The organism is Marinovum sp. PR37, assembly GCF_028807375.1.
GTDB classification, from domain to species: Bacteria; Pseudomonadota; Alphaproteobacteria; order Rhodobacterales; family Rhodobacteraceae; genus Marinovum; species Marinovum algicola.
The window spans coordinates 56,062-74,168 of the sequence record NZ_JARAML010000005.1 but is presented as its reverse complement, the minus strand read 5'-3'; the positions used below and the strand labels follow the sequence as shown (position 1 = coordinate 74,168).

General features: G+C 67.6%; 18 protein-coding genes. 12 read left to right on the top strand and 6 right to left on the bottom strand.

The genetic code is table 11. From position 1 onward, the window contains the following. The first annotated feature begins 3 nt into the window (after positions 1–3). Positions 4–1,284 (top strand): dihydroorotase, encoded by a 1,281-nt coding sequence (gene pyrC, locus PVW49_RS06040; protein WP_274590121.1) that lies wholly within the window; start codon positions 4–6, stop codon positions 1,282–1,284. Continuing rightward, on the top strand, positions 1,284–1,892 hold the full coding sequence (gene plsY / locus PVW49_RS06035; protein ID WP_274566188.1) for a glycerol-3-phosphate 1-O-acyltransferase PlsY: 609 nt from the start codon (positions 1,284–1,286) through the stop codon (positions 1,890–1,892). The genes pyrC and plsY overlap by 1 nt, the downstream gene beginning before the upstream one ends. Before the next feature lie 532 nt (positions 1,893–2,424). Here plsY and recR read toward each other — a convergent pair. The 5 genes from recR to PVW49_RS06010 all read right to left on the bottom strand — a co-directional run bounded on the left by recR (position 2,425) and on the right by PVW49_RS06010 (position 7,214). Next, positions 2,425–3,018, bottom strand: coding sequence for a recombination mediator RecR (recR, locus tag PVW49_RS06030; protein ID WP_048529673.1), 594 nt, complete (start codon positions 3,016–3,018; stop codon positions 2,425–2,427). Continuing rightward, positions 3,015–4,064 carry a TraB/GumN family protein gene (locus PVW49_RS06025; protein WP_274590120.1) on the bottom strand — a complete coding sequence of 350 codons (1,050 nt, stop codon included), beginning with the start codon at positions 4,062–4,064 and terminating at the stop codon, positions 3,015–3,017. The genes recR and PVW49_RS06025 overlap by 4 nt, the downstream gene beginning before the upstream one ends. 4 nt (positions 4,065–4,068) lie before the next feature. Next, entirely contained in the window at positions 4,069–4,413 is a 345-nt protein-coding gene (locus tag PVW49_RS06020; RefSeq protein WP_048529670.1) for a YbaB/EbfC family nucleoid-associated protein, read from the bottom strand. A gap of 180 nt (positions 4,414–4,593) precedes the next feature. Then, positions 4,594–6,360, bottom strand: coding sequence for a DNA polymerase III subunit gamma/tau (locus tag PVW49_RS06015; RefSeq protein WP_274590119.1), 1,767 nt, complete (start codon positions 6,358–6,360; stop codon positions 4,594–4,596). Between the two features lie 269 nt (positions 6,361–6,629). After that, a complete protein-coding gene (locus PVW49_RS06010; protein WP_048529669.1) occupies positions 6,630–7,214 on the bottom strand; it encodes a GcrA family cell cycle regulator in 585 nt (194 codons plus the stop codon). Positions 7,215–7,336: 122 nt separating this feature from the next. Between PVW49_RS06010 and PVW49_RS06005 the strand changes: the two genes are divergently transcribed. From PVW49_RS06005 to PVW49_RS05960, 10 genes are all read left to right on the top strand, one after another. Next, complete coding sequence (locus PVW49_RS06005) at positions 7,337–8,158, top strand: ABC transporter permease (protein ID WP_048529667.1); 822 nt, start codon at positions 7,337–7,339, stop codon at positions 8,156–8,158. 44 nt (positions 8,159–8,202) lie between these two features. After that, entirely contained in the window at positions 8,203–9,072 is an 870-nt protein-coding gene (ttcA, locus tag PVW49_RS06000; RefSeq protein ID WP_274590118.1) for a tRNA 2-thiocytidine(32) synthetase TtcA, read from the top strand. A 64-nt stretch (positions 9,073–9,136) separates the two neighbouring features. Further along, positions 9,137–10,699, top strand: coding sequence for a putative bifunctional diguanylate cyclase/phosphodiesterase (locus PVW49_RS05995; protein WP_074834252.1), 1,563 nt, complete (start codon positions 9,137–9,139; stop codon positions 10,697–10,699). Between the two features lie 167 nt (positions 10,700–10,866). Further along, a complete protein-coding gene (gene yidC, locus PVW49_RS05990) occupies positions 10,867–12,687 on the top strand; it encodes a membrane protein insertase YidC (protein WP_274590117.1) in 1,821 nt (606 codons plus the stop codon). Then, positions 12,684–13,427 (top strand): MOSC domain-containing protein, encoded by a 744-nt coding sequence (locus PVW49_RS05985; protein WP_074834249.1) that lies wholly within the window; start codon positions 12,684–12,686, stop codon positions 13,425–13,427. The genes yidC and PVW49_RS05985 overlap by 4 nt, the downstream gene beginning before the upstream one ends. Continuing rightward, positions 13,427–14,077: a ribosome biogenesis GTP-binding protein YihA/YsxC gene (gene yihA / locus PVW49_RS05980; RefSeq protein WP_048533657.1), complete on the top strand. Its 651-nt coding sequence runs from the start codon at positions 13,427–13,429 to the stop codon at positions 14,075–14,077. Before PVW49_RS05985 ends, yihA begins: the two co-directional genes overlap by 1 nt. 204 nt (positions 14,078–14,281) lie before the next feature. Beyond that, complete coding sequence (gene argB, locus PVW49_RS05975) at positions 14,282–15,154, top strand: acetylglutamate kinase (protein ID WP_274566191.1); 873 nt, start codon at positions 14,282–14,284, stop codon at positions 15,152–15,154. Positions 15,155–15,190: 36 nt separating this feature from the next. Continuing rightward, the gene (locus PVW49_RS05970; RefSeq protein ID WP_048529655.1) at positions 15,191–15,985 is read left to right on the top strand and encodes a sterol desaturase family protein; all 795 of its coding nucleotides are present in this window, start codon (positions 15,191–15,193) and stop codon (positions 15,983–15,985) included. Then, on the top strand, positions 15,961–16,620 hold the full coding sequence (locus tag PVW49_RS05965; protein ID WP_074834246.1) for a ferredoxin: 660 nt from the start codon (positions 15,961–15,963) through the stop codon (positions 16,618–16,620). The genes PVW49_RS05970 and PVW49_RS05965 overlap by 25 nt, the downstream gene beginning before the upstream one ends. Beyond that, a complete protein-coding gene (locus PVW49_RS05960; protein WP_074834244.1) occupies positions 16,617–17,108 on the top strand; it encodes a SixA phosphatase family protein in 492 nt (163 codons plus the stop codon). The genes PVW49_RS05965 and PVW49_RS05960 overlap by 4 nt, the downstream gene beginning before the upstream one ends. A 216-nt stretch (positions 17,109–17,324) precedes the next feature. On the opposite strand, the gene PVW49_RS05955 is transcribed toward PVW49_RS05960, so the two are convergent. Beyond that, complete coding sequence (locus tag PVW49_RS05955; protein ID WP_048529652.1) at positions 17,325–18,098, bottom strand: amino acid ABC transporter ATP-binding protein; 774 nt, start codon at positions 18,096–18,098, stop codon at positions 17,325–17,327. Positions 18,099–18,107 lie beyond the last annotated feature (9 nt).

The following is an 18,107-nucleotide window of genomic DNA, read 5'->3' as shown; positions in this document are numbered from 1 at the left end:
GCGATGACCGACCTGTTGCTGACACACGCCCGGCTGATCGACCCCGAAGCCGACAGTGATGCCCCCGGCTGGCTGCACATCCGTGACGGGGTGATCGCGGCCAGCGGCAACGGCGCGGCGCCGCAGGGCATCGAGCAGGTGCTGGACTGTCGGGGCAAATGCCTGGCACCGGGGATCGTCGACATCGGCGTCAAGGTCTGCGAGCCGGGCGAGCGCCACAAGGAGAGCTATGCCTCTGCTGGCCGGGCCGCGGCGGCCGGCGGCGTGACCACGATGATCACCCGCCCCGACACCACGCAGGCCATCGACAGCCCCGAGAGCCTCGAATTCGTTGCTCGCCGCGCCCAGGCCGATGCATCGGTGCATGTCCGCCACATGGCGGCGCTGACCAAGGGCCGGCAGGGCCGCGAGATGGCCGAGATCGGCTTTCTGCTCGACGCGGGCGCGGTGGCGTTCTCCGATTGCGATGCCGTCACCCGCAACACCAAGGTGCTGAGCCGGGCGCTCACGTATGCCCGCTCGCTCGACGCGCTGGTCATGCTGCATCCGCAGGAACCGGTGCTCTCGGACGGCGCGGTGGCCACCTCGGGAAAATTCGCCTCTTTGCGCGGGTTGCCGGCGGTCTCGGCGATGGCCGAGCGCATGGGCCTCGACCGCGACATCGCGCTGATCGAGATGACCGGCGTGCGGGCGCATTTCGACCAGATCACCACCGCCCGCGCCCTGCCCGCGCTGCAACGCGCCAAGCGCAACGGGCTCGACGTCACCGCCGGCATCTCGATCCATCACCTGACACTGAACGAGATGGACGTCGCCGATTACCGCACCTTCTTCAAGGTCAAGCCGCCGCTTAGGGCCGAGGACGACCGTCAGGCGATGATCGAAGCGCTGCGCGACGGGCTGATCGACGTGATCTGTTCGATGCACACGCCGCAGGACGAGGAAAGCAAGCGCCTGCCCTTCGAAGAGGCGGCCGCCGGCGCGGTGGCGCTGGAAACCCTGTTGCCGGCGGCGCTCCGGCTCTTTCACGCCGAGGCGCTGACCCTGCCGCAGCTGTTCCGGGCACTCAGCCTCGCCCCGGCGCGGCGCCTGGGCCTCGCTGCCGGCCGGCTTGCCGCCGGGGCACCGGCCGACCTGGTGCTGTTCGATGCCCATGCGCCCTTTGTGCTCGACCGCTTCAAGCTGCACTCGAAATCCAAGAACACCCCCTTTGACGGCGCCCGCATGCAGGGCCGCGTGCTGGCCACCTTCGTGGCCGGCGCCCGCGTCTACGGAGAGCCCTGATGCCGGTCCTGGAAACCACCCTTGCCGGGCTGCTGCTCTGGGCGCTGATCGGCTATCTGCTGGGCTCGGTGCCCTTTGGCCTGGTGATCGCCCGCCTGCTGGGTCTGGGCGATCTGCGCAAGATCGGCTCGGGCAACATCGGCGCGACCAATGTGCTGCGCACCGGCAACAGGCCGGCGGCGCTGGCGACGCTGATCCTCGACAGTTTCAAGGGGGCGATCGCGGTGCTGATCGCCCGCTGGCTGGCGGCGGAAGATGCGGCGCAACTGGCCGGTCTCATGGCCTTTCTCGGCCATTGTTTCCCCATCTGGCTGGGGTTCAAGGGCGGCAAGGGCGTCGCCACATTCCTCGGGTTGCTGCTCGGTCTGGCCTTTCCGCTGGGGCTGGCGGCCTGCGCCACCTGGGCGGCGGGCGCGGCGCTGACGCGGATCTCCTCGGCCTCGGCGCTGCTGGCGGCGGCGCTGGCGCCGGCCTGGGCCTGGGGGCTGGGCTATCCGTCGATGGTGGCGCTCTGCCTGGTTCTGGCGGCGATCGTCTGGGGGCGCCACCACGCCAACATCCGGCGTATCCTGAAGGGCGAAGAGCCGCGGATCGGCAAGAAGAGCTGAGGTTTCCGGCGCTTCGCGTCCCGGGCCTGCCCCGGGACCCCGCGCTCACAACGCAAGCGCCGGCGCAGTAAGGCAAGAGGCCCCGGCGCGGCGGCCGGGGCGGGCGACAGGCTCTTGCGGTTGTTCCGCGAAGCAGGGGGCGTGGCCTTGCCTCTTGCCCCGCGCGTCCCGGGCCTGCCCCGGGACCTCGCGCTCACAATGCAAGCGCCGGCGCAGTTCGGCAAGAGGCCCCGGCGCGGCGGCCGGGGCGGGTGACAGGCTGTTGCGGGTGTTGCGCGAAGCGGGGGGCGTGGCCTTGCCCCGCGCGTCCCGGGCCTGACCCGGGACCCCGCACTCACAACGCAAGCGCCGGCGCGGTTCGGCAAGCGGCCCTGGCGCGGCGGCCGGGGCGGGTGACAGGCTCTTGCGGGCATTGCGCGAAGCGGGGGGCGTGGCCTTGCCCGCGCGTCCCGGGCCTGCCCCGGGACCTCGCGCCCACAACGCAAGCGCCAGCGGGGTTCGGCATGCGGCCTCGGCGCGGCCCCGGGCCGGGTTACAGGCTCTTGCGGGCGTTCAGCGCGGCGGTGATGGTGCCGTCGTCGAGGTAATCGAGTTCGCCGCCGATCGGCACGCCCTGGGCGAGCGAGGTCAGCGTCACCCGGCCCTCGAGCTGGTCGGCGATGTAATGCGCGGTGGTCTGGCCGTCGATGGTGGCATTGAGCGCAAGGATCACCTCGGTGACGCTTTCGGCCGAGATCCGGTCCACCAGCCGCGGGATCGAGAGGTCCTCGGGGCCGACGCCATCAAGCGCCGAGAGCGTACCACCCAGCACGTGGTAGCGGCCGCGGAAGACGCCCGAGCGCTCCATCGCCCAGAGATCGGCCACGTCCTCGACCACGCAGATCATGCCGTTGCCGCGTTTCTCGCTTTCGCAGATGTCGCAGATGTCGGTGGTGCCGATATTGCCGCAGTTCAGGCATTCCCGGGCCGAGGCGGCAACCTCGCTCATCAGGTCGGCCAGCGGCGTCATCAACAGGCCGCGCTTGCGGATCAGGTGCAGCACCGCGCGGCGCGCCGAACGCGGGCCGAGACCGGGCAGCTTGGCCATCAGCTCGATCAGCGCATCGATGTCGCGGGTGGCGGTCATGGGGCGGCCTCGCCGGGCAGCGGAATGCGGGTGACGGTGAACCCCTGGCGCCGCAGCCGCGCGATCAGCCCGGCCTGCCCCGGCAGGTGAAAGCTGCCGACCGCCAGAAACACCCCGCCCTCGGCCAGGTCGGCGCGCGCGGTATCGATGAAGGCCTGATTGCGGGCGTCGAGCAACACGCGGTTGACCCGCGCGAGGGTGGCGCCACCATCCTCCAGAACCGCACTCACGACGGCCTTGTCCCAGGCCAGCATCAAGCCGAGTTCGCCGGCGAGATACAGCGCCATGCGGGTGGCCCGTTCTGCGCGGCTGGTGCCGGGGTCGAGATAGGCGCCGTAGACATTGAGGAAATCCACCGCGAATTCCGCGTTGCCGGGGCTGTCGAGGTACTGGCGGATGCGCTCCCGCGGCTCCAGCGGGGCGATCGTGGCGCCGCCGATCAGCCCCAGCATCTGGATACGGCCGTCCTGAACCGGCAGCACGCCGGCGGAAAAATCATCGCAGGGATCGGAGAGGAGCACCTCGGCCAGAGCGCCGGGGGTCAGCCGTTCGGGCGCGCCACGCCCCCAGCCCAGCCCTTCGGTGCGCTGACGGATCCAGTCCAGCACCGCGGGATGCAGCCCCGCCGGCGGCCCGTCGAGCCGGTCCTGACGGTACCAATCGCGCCTGACCCGCCGGGCGTCAAAGGCGGCGCGCGAGGGCAGGACCGGATCGATCTCGAGGGCCACGATCCGGGCCTCGGCAATGCGCTGCTCGACCAGGTCGGGCAGCGCGAGGATGCTGGGATCGGCGGAATGCATCGTGCCCCAGAGATGCGACACCGCGCCCGAGGGGGCCACCACCCGCCAGAACCGCCCGGTGCCATGCGGGATCGCCGCCGCGGCCGCCCGGAGCCCGGCCAGATCGGCCGGCGCGAACGCCCCGGCATGCAGCGCTGGTTCGACCGGGCTACAGAGCGCGTGATCGGCCCAGTCCTGCGCTTGCGCCGCGCCGCCGCCCAGCAGCGGCGCCGCCGCCAGCCCCAGAATGACGCCCCGGCCCGTCATCGCCTCAGAACGGCAGTTTCATGTCTTTGGGCAGGCCCATTTCCTCGGTCAGCTTGGACATCTCGTCCTCGGCCTTCTGGGTGGCGCGCTGCTGGGCGTCCTTGATGGCGGCGAGGATCAGGTCTTCGACCACTTCCTTGTCATCGCCGTTGAAGATCGACGGATCGATGTCGAGCCCCTTGAGTTCGCCCTTGGCCGAGGCCGTGGCCTTGACCAGACCTGCGCCGCTTTCGCCGGTGACCGTCATCGAATGCAGGTTGTCTTGCAGTTCGGCCATGCGGGTCTGCATCTGCTGCGCCTTCTTCATCATCCCGGCCATGTCGCCGAGATTGCCAAGACCTTTGAACATCGGGAGCTCCTCATCTGTGTGCTTGGGGGTTAGATACGGGGCGCGACCGGCGGCGACAAGGGGCCGGGCCGCGGCGTCCGGGGGTTTGCGACAGAGCTGGGGGCTCTGCCCCCGGCCTGCGGCCTCCCCCGCCGTAGTTTCAAACAAAAGAATTCCAGGATCGGTCCCCGGCGGCGGGGGTCAGTCTTCCTCGAAGGGATCCCATTCGTCCTCGACCTCCTGCAAGGCCTCGGCCTGGGCTTCGGCCTCGGCCGCCTGGGCGGTGTGGATCGCGGTGATCCGGGCCTTGGGAAAGGTGGCTAGCGCGGCCTGCACCAGCGGGTGTTCGCCGGCCTTGGCCTCGAGTGCCAGGCGGTCGGCGTCGCGGGTCTCGACGATGGTGGGCGTCTTGGCGCCATTGACCAGGGTCACCGCCCAGCGATTGCCGGTCCAGCGTTGCAGCGCGGTGCCGAGACGCTGGGCGAGGTCGGGGGCGGCGCCCTCGGCCGGGGTGAATTCGATCCGGCCGGGCTGATAGGCGGCAAGGCGCACGCCGGCCTCGACCTCGACCAGCAGCTTGACGTCGCGGTTGGAGCGGATCAGCTCGATCACATGTTCGAAGCTCGGATAGCGCGCCAGTGCCTGGTCGGCGGCCAGGGCCACGACGGCGCTGCCGCCGGCGGCCGAGGGGCCGGACGGGCCGGGATGGGTGGCGCGGGGCATGGCCTGGCCCTGCGCACCGGTCCGGGCGTTGCCGGCTGTCGGCACGCCGCCCCCGCCCGAGGGCGGGGGGGAAACCGGGGCCTCGCCCAGCTTGCGCACCAGTTCCTCGGGGCTGGGCAGGTCGGCGACATGGGTCAGCCGAATCAGCGCCATCTCGGCCGCCATCATCGCATTGGGCGCCAGCGCCACCTCCTCGATCGCCTTGAGCAACATCTGCCACATGCGGCTGAGCGCGCGCATCGGCAGGTCGGCCGCCATCTGCTGGCCACGGGCGCGTTCGTCGGGGGCGATGGTCGGGTCTTCGGCGGCATCCGGCGTGATCTTGACCACCGAGATCCAATGGGTCACCTCGGCCAGGTCGCGCAGCACCGCCATCGGATCGGCGCCATCGGCATATTGCGCCGAGAGCTCGGCCAGCGCGCCGGCGGCGTCGCCTTTCATCACCAGATCGAAGAGATCCATCACCCGGCCGCGGTCGGCCAAGCCCAGCATGGCGCGCACCTGTTCGGCGGTTGTCTCGCCTGCCCCGTGGCTGATCGCCTGGTCGAGCAGCGAGGTGGCGTCGCGTGCCGAGCCTTCGGCGGCGCGGGTGATCAGCGCCAGCGCATCCTCGGCGATCTCGGCGGTCTCGGCGGTGGCGATGCGGCGCAGCAGGCCGATCATGTCCTCGGGCTCGATCCGGCGCAGGTCGAAGCGCTGGCAGCGCGACAGCACCGTCACCGGCACCTTGCGGATCTCGGTGGTGGCAAAGATGAACTTTACATGCGCGGGCGGTTCCTCGAGCGTCTTCAGCAATGCGTTGAAGGCCGATTTCGACAGCATGTGCACTTCGTCGATGATGTAGACCTTGTAGCGCGCGGCCGAGGGCGCATAGGCCACCGAGTCGATCACCGTGGAACGGATGTCATCGACGCCGGTGTTCGAGGCGGCGTCCATTTCCAGCACATCGACGTGCCGGCCCTCGGAAATCGCCAGGCAGTGTTCGCACTGGCCGCAGGGCTCGGTGGTGGGCGCGCCCTGGCCGTCGGGGCCGATGCAGTTCATTCCCTTGGCAATGATCCGCGCCGTCGTCGTCTTGCCGGTGCCGCGGATGCCGGTCATCATGAAGGCTTGGGCGATGCGGCCGGTCTCGAAGGCGTTCTTGAGGGTGCGCACCATGGCGCCCTGCCCGACCAGATCGGCAAAGGTCTCGGGCCGGTACTTGCGGGCCAGAACCTGATAGGCGGGCTGCTGCGGATCGCTCATGATCGCGGTCTTTCCTGTCCTGAGCAGAAGTCGGCCGTCAGGCTATTGCCTGCCGGCGCGGAGGTCCAGCCGATGTTGGGCAGAGCCGGTGCCGGGATCGGGGCGGCGCACGCCCCGGACCTGATCCGGGGCCCCTGCGACGGGATCGGGCGCGCGGCGCCGGCAGGCCGGATGCGGGGCTTCGGGCCGGGAGGTCCCGGATCAGGTCCGGGACGCGAAGGGCCAAACGCCCGGCGCCGTCCTGCAACCTCACCCGGGGCAGTCACGCGCTAGCGCCGACGGTCGCGGCGCGAGGACATCGGCTGAAAGGCCACGCCGACATGCGCCTCGCAATAGGGTTTGCCCTGCTGCACCGGCAGGCCGCAGAACCAGAAATCCTCGGTCGCGGGATCGCCCACCGGCCATTTGCAGGTGCGTTCGGTCAACTCCATCAGCGACAGCCGCTTGGCCTTCTTCTCGATCTCGCTGACCTTGGCAAGCGCCTCGGGGCTGATCTCGTTGGCCGAGGGCTGCGGCGGCAGCGGCTGGCCGGCCGGAATGATCTGACGGCGCGCCGGGGTCGCGGACTTGGCCACCGCGGGCTCTTCGGTGGCGGGGACCGGTTCGGCCTTGGGCCGGGTGTCGGCCTTGGGGGCGGGCTTGGGCTTGGCTTCGGGTTTCGGTGCCTTGGCGGGCTCGGGCTTGGCCGCGGCGCCCGTGCCGGCGCCGGCGCGGTTGGACAGGCCGAGGCGATGCACCTTGCCTATCACCGCATTGCGCGTCACGCCGCCCAGCTCCTTGGCGATCTGGCTTGCGGACTGCCCTTCGCCCCACATTTTCTTGAGCAATTCGACGCGTTCATCGGTCCAGGCCATGGATCATCCTTACGAGAAAAAGCGGCCTCGACAGCGGGCCGCTCTGGGAATTTCTGTGTGGCGCCTATTTTAATCACTGGTGGCTGAGTTACAAGGCCGCGAATCGCAAGCAGGAGGCAGCCATGAGCGAGACGATGCAGGCCGGAACCACCCCCGAGATGGGCATGCGCCGCTTTGGCCGGGTGAACTGGCTGGGGCTGGCGACGCTCTGCCAGCGCGAGATCCAGCGCTTTCTGGCGGTCTGGACCCAGACGCTTCTGGCGCCGCTGGTGACGGCGGGGCTGTTCCTGCTGATTTTCTCGATCGCCATCGGCCCCCGGCGCGGCGATGTGATGGGCGTGCCCTTTACCCATTTCATCGCGCCGGGGATCCTGATGATGACGGTGATCCAGAACGCCTTTGCCAATACCTCCTCCTCGATCATGATTTCCAAGGTGCAGGGCAATATCGTCGATACGCTGATGCCACCGCTGTCGCCGATGGAACTGGTGCTGGGCTATTTCGCCGGCGGCGTGGCGCGCGGCATGGTGGTGGCGCTAGTGATCGCCGCCGGGCTCTGGCTGGTGCTCGGGCTGGGCGTGGCGCATCCGCTCTGGGCCTTGTGTTTCGGGGTGCTGGGCGCAGCCTTCCTGTCGGGCCTCGGGATCATCGCCGGGATCTATGCGCAGAAGTTCGACCAGATGGCGGCGATCACCAATTTCATCGTCACCCCGCTGGCCTTTCTGTCGGGCACCTTCTACTCGGTCGAGGCGCTGCCGCCGGTGCTGCACGAGATCACCCGCTTCAATCCGATGTTCTATCTGATCGACGGCGTGCGGTTCGGCATGATCGGCGTGTCGGACAGCGCCCCGGCGCTGGGGCTGGTGATCTCGCTGGTTTCGGTTGTGGCGGTGGCCGCGGTGGCCTGGAACATGTTGCGCAGGGGCACCAGGCTCAAGGCCTGAGCATGGTGCTTGCCACGCCGCGACAGCAGGCCTAAACCCGCCCCATGTTCGACAACACCGATGACATTCACCCGCTCTTTGCCGATGCCCCGTCTTCGACGGAGTTCAAGAAGCTGCGCAAGCGAATCGTGCGCCAGACCCGCGAAGCGGTCGAGCAATTCGGCATGGTCGAGCGCGGCGCAAAATGGCTGGTCTGCCTCTCCGGCGGCAAGGACAGTTATACCCTGCTGGCGGTGCTGCACGAGCTGAAGTGGCGCGGGCTTCTTCCGGTCGAGCTTCTGGCCTGCAACCTCGATCAGGGCCAGCCGAATTTCCCGGCGACCGTGCTGCCGGAATTCCTTGAAAAGATGGGGGTTCCGCATCGGATCGAATATCAGGACACCTATTCCATCGTAAAGGACAAGGTGCCGGCCGGGCGGACCTATTGCGCGCTCTGCTCGCGGCTTCGGCGCGGCAATCTTTACCGGATCGCGCGGGAAGAGGGCTGTTCTGCCGTGGTGCTCGGCCATCATCGCGACGACATCCTCGAAACCTTCTTCATGAACTTGTTTCACGGCGGCCGCCTGGCGACCATGCCGCCGAAGCTGGTCAACGAAGAGGGCGATCTCTTTGTCTATCGTCCGCTGTCCTTTGTTGCCGAGGCCGATTGCGAGAAATTTGCCAAGGCGTTGAATTATCCCATCATTCCCTGCGACCTCTGCGGCTCGCAGGACGGGTTGCAGCGCCAGCAGGTCAAGCAGATCCTCGACGGATGGGAACGCAACAGCCCGGGCCGGCGGCAGGTGATGTTTCGCGCGCTGATGAACGCGCGGCCCTCGCATCTGCTTGATTCGGGGTTGTTCGATTTTACCGGGTTGATGCGAAATTCGGAACAATTCGAAACAAGTTCCGGGAATGTTCCTGACTTGCGTTAACGCATGAGTGAACCCTCGCGGCTAAGTCTGAAGCTCGGACAAGACAAGCTCGGACGGATTGCCCATGTCGGTTTCCAAGCCGCGAATGGCGCGCGCCACGCAGCGCGTTCTGAATGATGTGACGGCCAGCCCGCTGTTGCCGGCGATGTTTCCGGCGCTGGCCCTGGGCGGGTTCTGGCTTGGCGGCGAACCGGTTCTGGCCCTTCTGGCGATCGGCGTGCCCCTGGTCTGGCTGGCGGTGCTGATCGGCCGCGCCGGGCGGCCCGCCGCGCGCACCGATCCGGTTACCGGGCTGCGCCTCAAGGAGGGGTTTGCCGAAAGGCTCGAGGCGCTTCTGGCCGACTGCCGCAGCACCGGCCACACCACCGTCTGTTTCATGATCGAGGTCGATGACAGCGCCGAACTGACCGAGCGATTCGGCGGCGAGGCCTGCGACCGGGTGGCCGATACGCTGGCGGCGCGGCTGCGCACGGCGATGCGCGGTTCCGACAGCTTCGTACGGCTGGGCGACTGGCGGATCGGCGTCGTGCTGTCGCCGCTGCGGCGGATCGACATCGAAACCGCGGTTCAGATGGCGGCACGCTTGCAGGCCGAACTCGAAGAGCCTGTCAGGATCGACCGCGCGCCGGTCTATATCTCGGCCTGCCTCGGCTTCTGCCTCGCCGCCCGCGCGCCGGACCAGAGCGGCGCCGGGCTGATCGAGGCCACGGTGGCCGCGCTGGATGAGGCCCGGCGCCACGGGCCCGGCGCGATCCGCGCCTTTTCCCCCGACCTTCAGCGCAACCGCATTCAGCGCGTGGCACTGCGGGACGAGGTGGCGCGGGCGTTGGACGACGGCCAGATCTGCGCCTGGTATCAGCCGCAGATCAGTACCGAGACCGGCCGGATTTCCGGTATCGAGGCGCTGGCCCGCTGGCGCCACCCGGCGCGCGGGCTGATCCCGCCGGCCGATTTCCTGCCCGCGCTCGAGGCCGCCGGCCTGATGGAGCGGCTGGGCGAGGTGATCCTGTTTCATGCCCTCTCCACGCTGCGCGATCTTGATCGCGACGGCTTCGACATTCCGCAAGTGGGGGTGAACTTTACCGAGACCGAGCTGCGCAACCCCAAGCTCGGCCAGCGCCTGCGCTGGGAGATCGACCGTTTCAACCTGGCCCCCGACCGGCTGACGATCGAGATCCTCGAACATGTGGTGGCCGGCACCCCGGATGACATCGTCGCGCGCAATATCGCCGATCTGGCGGCCCTGGGCTGCGCCATCGACCTCGACGATTTCGGCACCGGCCATGCCTCGATCACCAGCCTGCGGCGATTCGCCATCGACCGGCTCAAGATCGACCGCTCCTTCATTGTCAGATGTGACACCGACCCCGAGCAGCGGCGGATGGTGACGATGATCCTGTCTATGGCCGAGAAACTGGGCCTCGACACCCTGGCCGAAGGCGTCGAGACGCTGGGCGAGAACGCCCTGCTGTCGCAGATGGGCTGCGGTCATGTGCAGGGCTTCGGCATCGCCGTGCCGATGCCGGCCGAGAACCTGGCGGCCTGGATCACCGATCACAATGCGCGGATCGCCCCGCCGCCCGAGATCACCCCCCTGCGCGGACCGGCCCGGCGCAAGAGCCCCTGAACCGGCCGTCAAAGGCCTTTGACACGCCTCCCGCCCGGCGCCCGCCGTCCCTTCGGGGGTGCCCCGAATGGCCGCACCGCAAGGGAATGTGCCACTCTGCCCTTGACCTTTGGGCCGCGCAAGGGTTGAACCCGGCACGATACCCTAGTGACAGGTGGCGGTCCCCTATGGACGATCAGAACAAGAACCTCATCCTCGCAACTGCGCTCAGCTTCGTCGTGATCCTGATCTGGTTCGTGCTGTTCCCACCGCCAGAGCCGGAGGCGATCGAGCCGGCCCCGGCGGTGACCGAGGAAACGGCGGCCCCCGGCGATGTCGCCGCCACCCCCGGCGTGGCTGACACCCCCGGCGGCACGCCGGCGACCGAAGAGACCGCCGCCGGCCCCGCCGACGCGCCGCGCATCGCGATCGAGACCCCGCGCCTGTCGGGCAGCATCTCGACCCAAGGCGGGCGGATCGACACCCTGGCGCTCAAGGACTACCGCGAATCCACCGAGCCCGATGCGCCGATCGTCTCTTTGCTGCGGCCGGTGGGCACCGCCGGCGCCTATTATGCACTGCACGGCTGGGCTCCCGGCCAGGGGCTCGCCATCGAGGATGTGCCCGGCCCCAACACCGAATGGCAGATCGCCGGCGATGCGACCCTGACTCAGGACACCCCGGTCACCCTGACCTGGGACAATGACGCCGGCCTGCGGTTTACCCGCCAGATCGCGGTGGATGCGGACTATATGTTCACCATCACCCAGAGCGTGGAAAACACCACCGAAGGCACCGTTTCGCTGGCCCCCTACGGCATTCTGGCGCGGCACGGCGAGCCGGCGGACCTGAAGAACTTCTTTGTCCTGCACGAGGGCGTTGTCGCCATGGCCGATGGCGAGCTGGCCGAGATCGACTATGACGACATGACCGATTTCGACGTCGATGCCCGCGAAGGTGTGCCGGCCGAGGTCATGCAGGTCACCGAGAACGGCTGGATCGGCTTTACCGACCATTACTGGATGGCGACCTTGGTGCCCGCGCCCGGCGAGGCGTTTCGCGCCGCCGCGAAATACGACCCGCGCCGCAACATCTACCAGACCGAGGCCGTCCTGCCGACCCAGAGCCTGGCGCCCGGCGCCAGCGCCGAGGTCACCACCCAGCTCTTTGCCGGCGCCAAGGAATGGGAAACCATCCGCGAATACGAGGCCGAGGGCGTCGAGGGCTTTATCGACTCGATCGACTGGGGCTGGTTCTTCTTCCTGACCAAGCCGATCTTTGCCCTGTTGCACTGGCTCAACCAGCTGATCGGCAACATGGGCTGGGCGATCATCGCGCTCACCCTGATCATCAAGGCCGTGCTCTTTCCGCTGGCCTACAAATCCTATGCCTCGATGGCCAAGATGCGCGAGCTTCAGCCGGAGATGGAGAAGATCAAGGAGCGCGCCGGCGACGACCGCCAAAAGCTCCAGCAGGAGATGATGGGCCTTTACAAGAAGGAAAAGGTCAATCCGGCCTCGGGCTGTCTGCCGCTGCTGTTGCAGATCCCGATCTTCTTCTCGCTCTACAAGGTGATCTTCGTCACGCTCGAGCTGCGCCACGCGCCCTGGATCGGCTGGATCGACGACCTGTCGGCGCCCGACCCGTCGTCGCTCTACAACCTCTGGGGCCTGCTGCCCTGGGCCGCGCCCGAGCCGGGCACCATCCTCGCGCTGATCTTCATCGGTATCCTGCCGCTGCTTCTGGGCGTCTCGATGTGGCTGCAACAAAAGCTGAACCCGGCGCCCACCGATCCGACGCAGCAGATGATCTTTGCCTGGATGCCCTGGGTCTTCATGTTCATGCTGGGCAGTTTTGCCAGCGGACTCGTGGTCTACTGGATCGCCAACAACACGATCACCTTCATCCAGCAGTATCTGATCATGCGCAGCCATGGGTACAAGCCGGACCTGTTCGGCAATATCACCGGCCGCAACAAGAAGAAGGCCGCGGAAGCCGCCAAGAAATGACCGGCAGGATCACCGATATCCTGCGGTATCCGATCAAGAGCCACGGCCGGGAGGCCGTGGCTCGCGTCACTTTGACCGAAGGCCAATCCCTGCCCTGGGACCGGCATTGGGCAGTGGCGCACGAAGCCTCGGATGCCGATGGCTCGGATTGGGTGCCCTGCCGCAATTTCACCCGCGGCGCCAAGGTGCCCGGCTTGCAGGCAATGACCGCCGCGCTCGACGAAGCCGACGCCCGGGTGACGCTGGCCCACCCCGAGCTGGGCCAGTTGAGATTTCGCCCCGATGACGAAGGCGCGCGGCTGATCGACTGGACGCGGCCGCTGATGCCCGAGGGCCGGGCCGCGTCGGACCGGGTGGTACGGGCCGAGGCGCGGGCGATGACCGACAGCGATTTCGCCTCGGTGACACTCTGCAACCACTCGTCGCACCGGGCAGTGTCGCAGAAGCTGGGCCGGGAACTGTCGATCCATCGCTGGCGCGGAAACCTCTGGTTTGACGGCTTGGCGCCCTGGGAGGAATTCGACTGGATCGACCGCGAGGTCCGGATCGGCAGCGCCGTGGTGATCCCGCGCGAGCGCACCGGGCGCTGTCTTATGACCCATGCCAACCCCGAGACCGGGGCCCGGGACGCGGATATTCTGGGCACGCTCGAGGCCTGGGGGCATCGCGATTTCAGCGTGATGGCCGAAGTGGTGAAAAGCGGCGAGATCGCCGTAGGTGACGAGATCGGACGCGCATGATGCAACTGCCCTTCCCCATAGCTGAAGAGCCCGACGCGTTTGCCCGCGAGGCGGGCCGCAAGCTCTTTGCCGGCGAGAAAGATTTCCTCAAGGGCGTGGTGGCCATGTCCGGCCTGCCGCCCGACGACCGGATCGAGGTTTGTTTCGCCGGCCGGTCGAACGTGGGAAAATCGTCTCTGATCAATGCCCTAACCGGGCGCAAGGGCATTGCCCGGGCGTCGAACACCCCGGGTCGGACGCAGGAAATCAACTTCTTTACCCTGGCCGAGAGTCATTACCTCGTCGACCTGCCCGGCTATGGCTATGCCAATGCGCCGCTGGCGGTGGTCGAGAAATGGCAGCGCCTGCTCAAGCAATATCTGTCGGGGCGGCAATCGCTGCGCCGGGCCTTCGTGCTGATCGACGCGCGGCACGGGGTGAAAAAGGTCGATGAAGAGATCCTGACCCTGCTCGACAAGAGCGCGGTGACCTTTCAGGCGGTGCTGACCAAGGCCGACAAGGTCAAGGCGGCAGAACGCGACAAGGTGATGGCGCAGGTGCGCAAGCGGCTCTCGGCGCATCCGGCGGCCTTCCCCGAGATCGTGGTCACCTCGTCCGAAAAGGGCGACGGTATCGAGACATTGCGGGCGATCATCGCGACGCTGATCTGACGCCCACCCCGTCCCGGCCCCCGCGCAGGGACCGCGCGCCCCACAGGCCCCGCCGGCCCGACGCGGGGCGCAGCGGCCCGCGGCCGCCTCCCCGACCCTTGCCAAACGGCCCCGGAGCCGGGTCCGGGGCGGGGCCACGCCTCCCGCAAACCGCTTGCACCCGTTTCCCCGGCTTGTGATAACAGCCTTTCAAGAGGGCCGAAAATGAGAACCCAGGACATGAACCGTGATTGGATCGCCACGGCTCGCACGCTGAGCCAGGCACTGCCGTATCTTCAGCGCTACACCGACGCCATCGTCGTCATCAAGCTTGGCGGGCACGCCATGGGCTCGGACGAGGCGATGGAGGAATTTGCCCGCGACGTGGTGCTGATGCAGCAGGTCGGGGTGAACCCGGTGGTCGTGCATGGTGGCGGCCCGATGATCAACGCGATGCTCGACAAGCTGGGCATCGAAAGCATCTTCGTAGGCGGCAAGCGGGTGACGGACAAACCGACGGTGGAAGTCGTCGAGATGGTGCTCTCGGGCCTCGTCAACAAGCGCATCGTGCAGGCGATCAACGCTCAGGGTGGCAAGGCCGTGGGCCTCTCGGGCAAGGATGCCAATCTGATCGTCTGCGAACAGACCCATGCCGACCTGGGCTTTGTCGGCACGCCCGATAGGATCAACACCGCGGTGCTGCACGACATGTTCCGGTCAAACACCATTCCGGTGATCGCGCCGCTCGGCGCGGGGCGCAAGGGCGAGACCTTCAACATCAACGGCGACACCGCTGCCGGCGCCATCGCCGGCGCGCTCAAGGCCGACCGGTTGCTGCTCCTGACCGACGTGGCCGGCGTCAAGAATGCCGCGGGCGAGGTGGTGACCGAACTGACGGCGGCGCAGATCCGCGAGATGACCGCCGAGGGCGTGATCGCCGGCGGCATGATCCCCAAGACCGAAACCGCGCTCGACGCCATCGGGCGCGGCGTGCGGGCGGTGGTGATCCTCGACGGACGCGCGCCCAATGCCTGCCTGCTCGAGCTCTATACCGAACACGGTGCCGGATCGCTGATCCGCGAAGTGCCCAAGACGTGAGTTGTCACATTCCGCCCATGGCATATATTCGCCGCCATGGAGAATGAAGCACTTGTCAGACTGGGCGCGTTCGGCGGGCTTTTCCTGCTCTTCGCGGCGCTCGAAACGGTGGCACCGCGCCGCGTGCGCAAACATCCGCGCCGCGGCCGATGGCTGACCAACTGGGGGATTTCCATCGCCAATGTGCTGGCACTGCGGGCGCTGGCGCTGGGCCTGCCGCTGCTGGCGGTGGGCGCGGCGCTTGATGCCGAGGCGCAGGGCTGGGGTCTGTTCAACCAACTGGGCTGGCCGCTCTGGCTCGAAATGGCGCTGGCGGTACTGATCTTCGACTTTGCGATCTGGCTGCAACATCTGATCACCCACAAGGTGCCGCTGCTCTGGCGGCTGCACCGGGTGCATCATGCCGATGTCGATTTCGACGTGACCACCGCGATCCGTTTTCACCCGGTCGAGATCGCGCTGTCGATGCTGCTCAAGATCGGGCTGGTCTATCTCCTGGGTCCGGCGGCCTGGGCGGTGGTGATCTTCGAGGTGCTGCTCAATGGCACGGCGATGTTCAACCACGCCAACCTGCGCCTGCCGCTGGGTTTGGACGCGGCGTTGCGCAAGGTGCTGGTGACCCCCGACATGCACCGGGTGCACCATTCGGTGCACCGTCACGAACATGACAGCAACTACGGCTTTTCCCTCTCTCTCTGGGATCGCCTGTTCCGCACCTACCGGGCCCAGCCCGAGGCCGGGCACGACGGCATGACAATCGGGCTGGAGTGGCAGGACACACGGCCGACGCGACTGGGGTGGAGCCTGTGGCTGCCCTTCTCGAAGCGCTAGAGACGCAGGCCGAGGCGCGGCACCTGCGGGTGCTGGGCGGGTTTCATCCAGGGCCACGGGATGGCGCCCCCGAGGGCTGTGCCACCCTGCTGATGATCGGCCCGGCGGAACCCGGCTTCTGGCCGGCGTTCCAGGCCAGCCCGGAGTTTTCCGACGGCGCGCCCGATCCGCTCGACCGTTGGTCGAAACGGATGCTCGGCGGCTGGGCCCGGGAACTGGACGCGCGCGCGGTGTTCCCCTCGGATGGCCCGCCTTATGCGCCCTTCATCGCCTGGGCCAAGGCCACGGGGCGGGTCTGGAATTCGCCCGCCGGCATCCTGGTGCACGACCGGGCCGGGCTGATGGTGTCGTTTCGCGGTGCGCTGGCGCTGGCCGAGCGGATCGCCCTGCCACCTGCCCCACCCTGCCCCTGCGAGCGCTGCGCCAAGCCCTGCCTGAGCGCCTGTCCGGTGGGGGCGATGGGCCCGGATCGCGCATATGACGTGCCGCGCTGCAAGGGCTATCTGGACACCCCTGCGGGCAAGGATTGCATGACGCGGGGATGCGCTGTACGCCGGTCCTGTCCCCTTTCGCAGAGCTACGGGCGGGCGGAGGCGCAATCGGCCTTTCACATGAGGAGCTTTCACCCGGCATGACCCTGCGACTGATTTTGATGCGCCACACGAAATCGAGCTGGGACGACCCGTGGCAGGGCGATCACGCAAGGCGGCTGAACGGCCGCGGCCGGCGGTCGGCCGAGGCGCTGGGAAATTGGCTGCGGGCCAAGGGCCATCTGCCGGATGTGGCGCTCAGCTCGGATGCGGTGCGCACGCAAGAGACCTTTGCCGGGCTGGCGCTGGCCTGTCCGGTGCGCTTCACACCGGCGCTGTATCTGGCCGATACCGGGACGATGCTGGAGCGATTGCGGCAGGCCGAGTCCCGGTCGGTGCTGCTGATCGGGCATAACCCGGGGATCGGCGCGTTTGCCGGGCGGCTGGTGGCAACGGCGCCGGACCATCCGAAGTTTGATCCCTACCCGACCGGCGCGACCCTGGTGGCGGAGTTCGCGGCCGAGAGCTGGGCCGGGGTGGATTATGGCACGGCATCCGTTCTCGATTTCGTGGTGCCGCGCGAGCTGGTGTGACGCGCCACGGATCGGTTCCGGGGCTACCAATTCCGACGTGACGAGAGGTTTCGGCCAAGCCTGGCAGGCTTTGGCGAGAGGCCACGCATGCCAGGCGGGCGTGCGCAGCTCTGTTTTTCGAGGCACGCGCCCCGGACCTGATCCGGGGCCTCGCCCTTGGCCGGGAGGTCCCGGGTCAGGCCCGGGACGGGTCTGCCCGGGGATGCCCGGCGCGTCTCAGTGTCCGAGGATCTGGCTCAGGAACAGCTTGGTGCGCTCGTTCTGCGGGTTGTTGAAGAACTCTTCCGGCTCGTTCTGTTCGACGATCTGGCCGGCGTCCATGAAGATCACCCGGTTTGCCACCTGCCGCGCGAAGCCCATCTCGTGGGTCACGCAGAGCATGGTCATGCCCTCTTCGGCCAGCTCGACCATGGTGTCGAGCACCTCCTTGATCATCTCGGGGTCAAGCGCCGACGTCGGTTCGTCGAACAGCATGATCCGCGGCCGCATGCAGAGCGACCGGGCAATCGCCACCCGCTGCTGCTGACCGCCCGAGAGCTGGCCGGGGTATTTTTTGGCCTGATCGGGGATCTTGACCTTGGTGAGGAAATGCATGGCGATTTCCTCGGCCTCCTTCTTGGGCGTCTTGCGCACCCAGATCGGCGCCAGGGTGCAGTTCTCGAGGATGGTCAGATGCGGAAAGAGGTTGAAGTGCTGGAACACCATGCCAACCTCGGAACGGATCCTGTCGATGTTCTTGACGTCCGACGACAGCCGGGTGCCATCGACCGAGATCGAGCCTTTCTGATGTTCTTCCAACGCGTTGATGCAGCGGATCAGGGTGGATTTGCCCGAGCCCGAAGGCCCGGCAATGACGATCCGCTCGCCGCGATAGACGGTAAGATCGATGTCACGCAACACGTGGAACGTGCCGTACCACTTGTTCATGTTCTCGATCTGGATGGCGACTTCGTTGGAGATTTCCATCTGGGTTTGTGCAGCTTCAGCCATGGACAATCC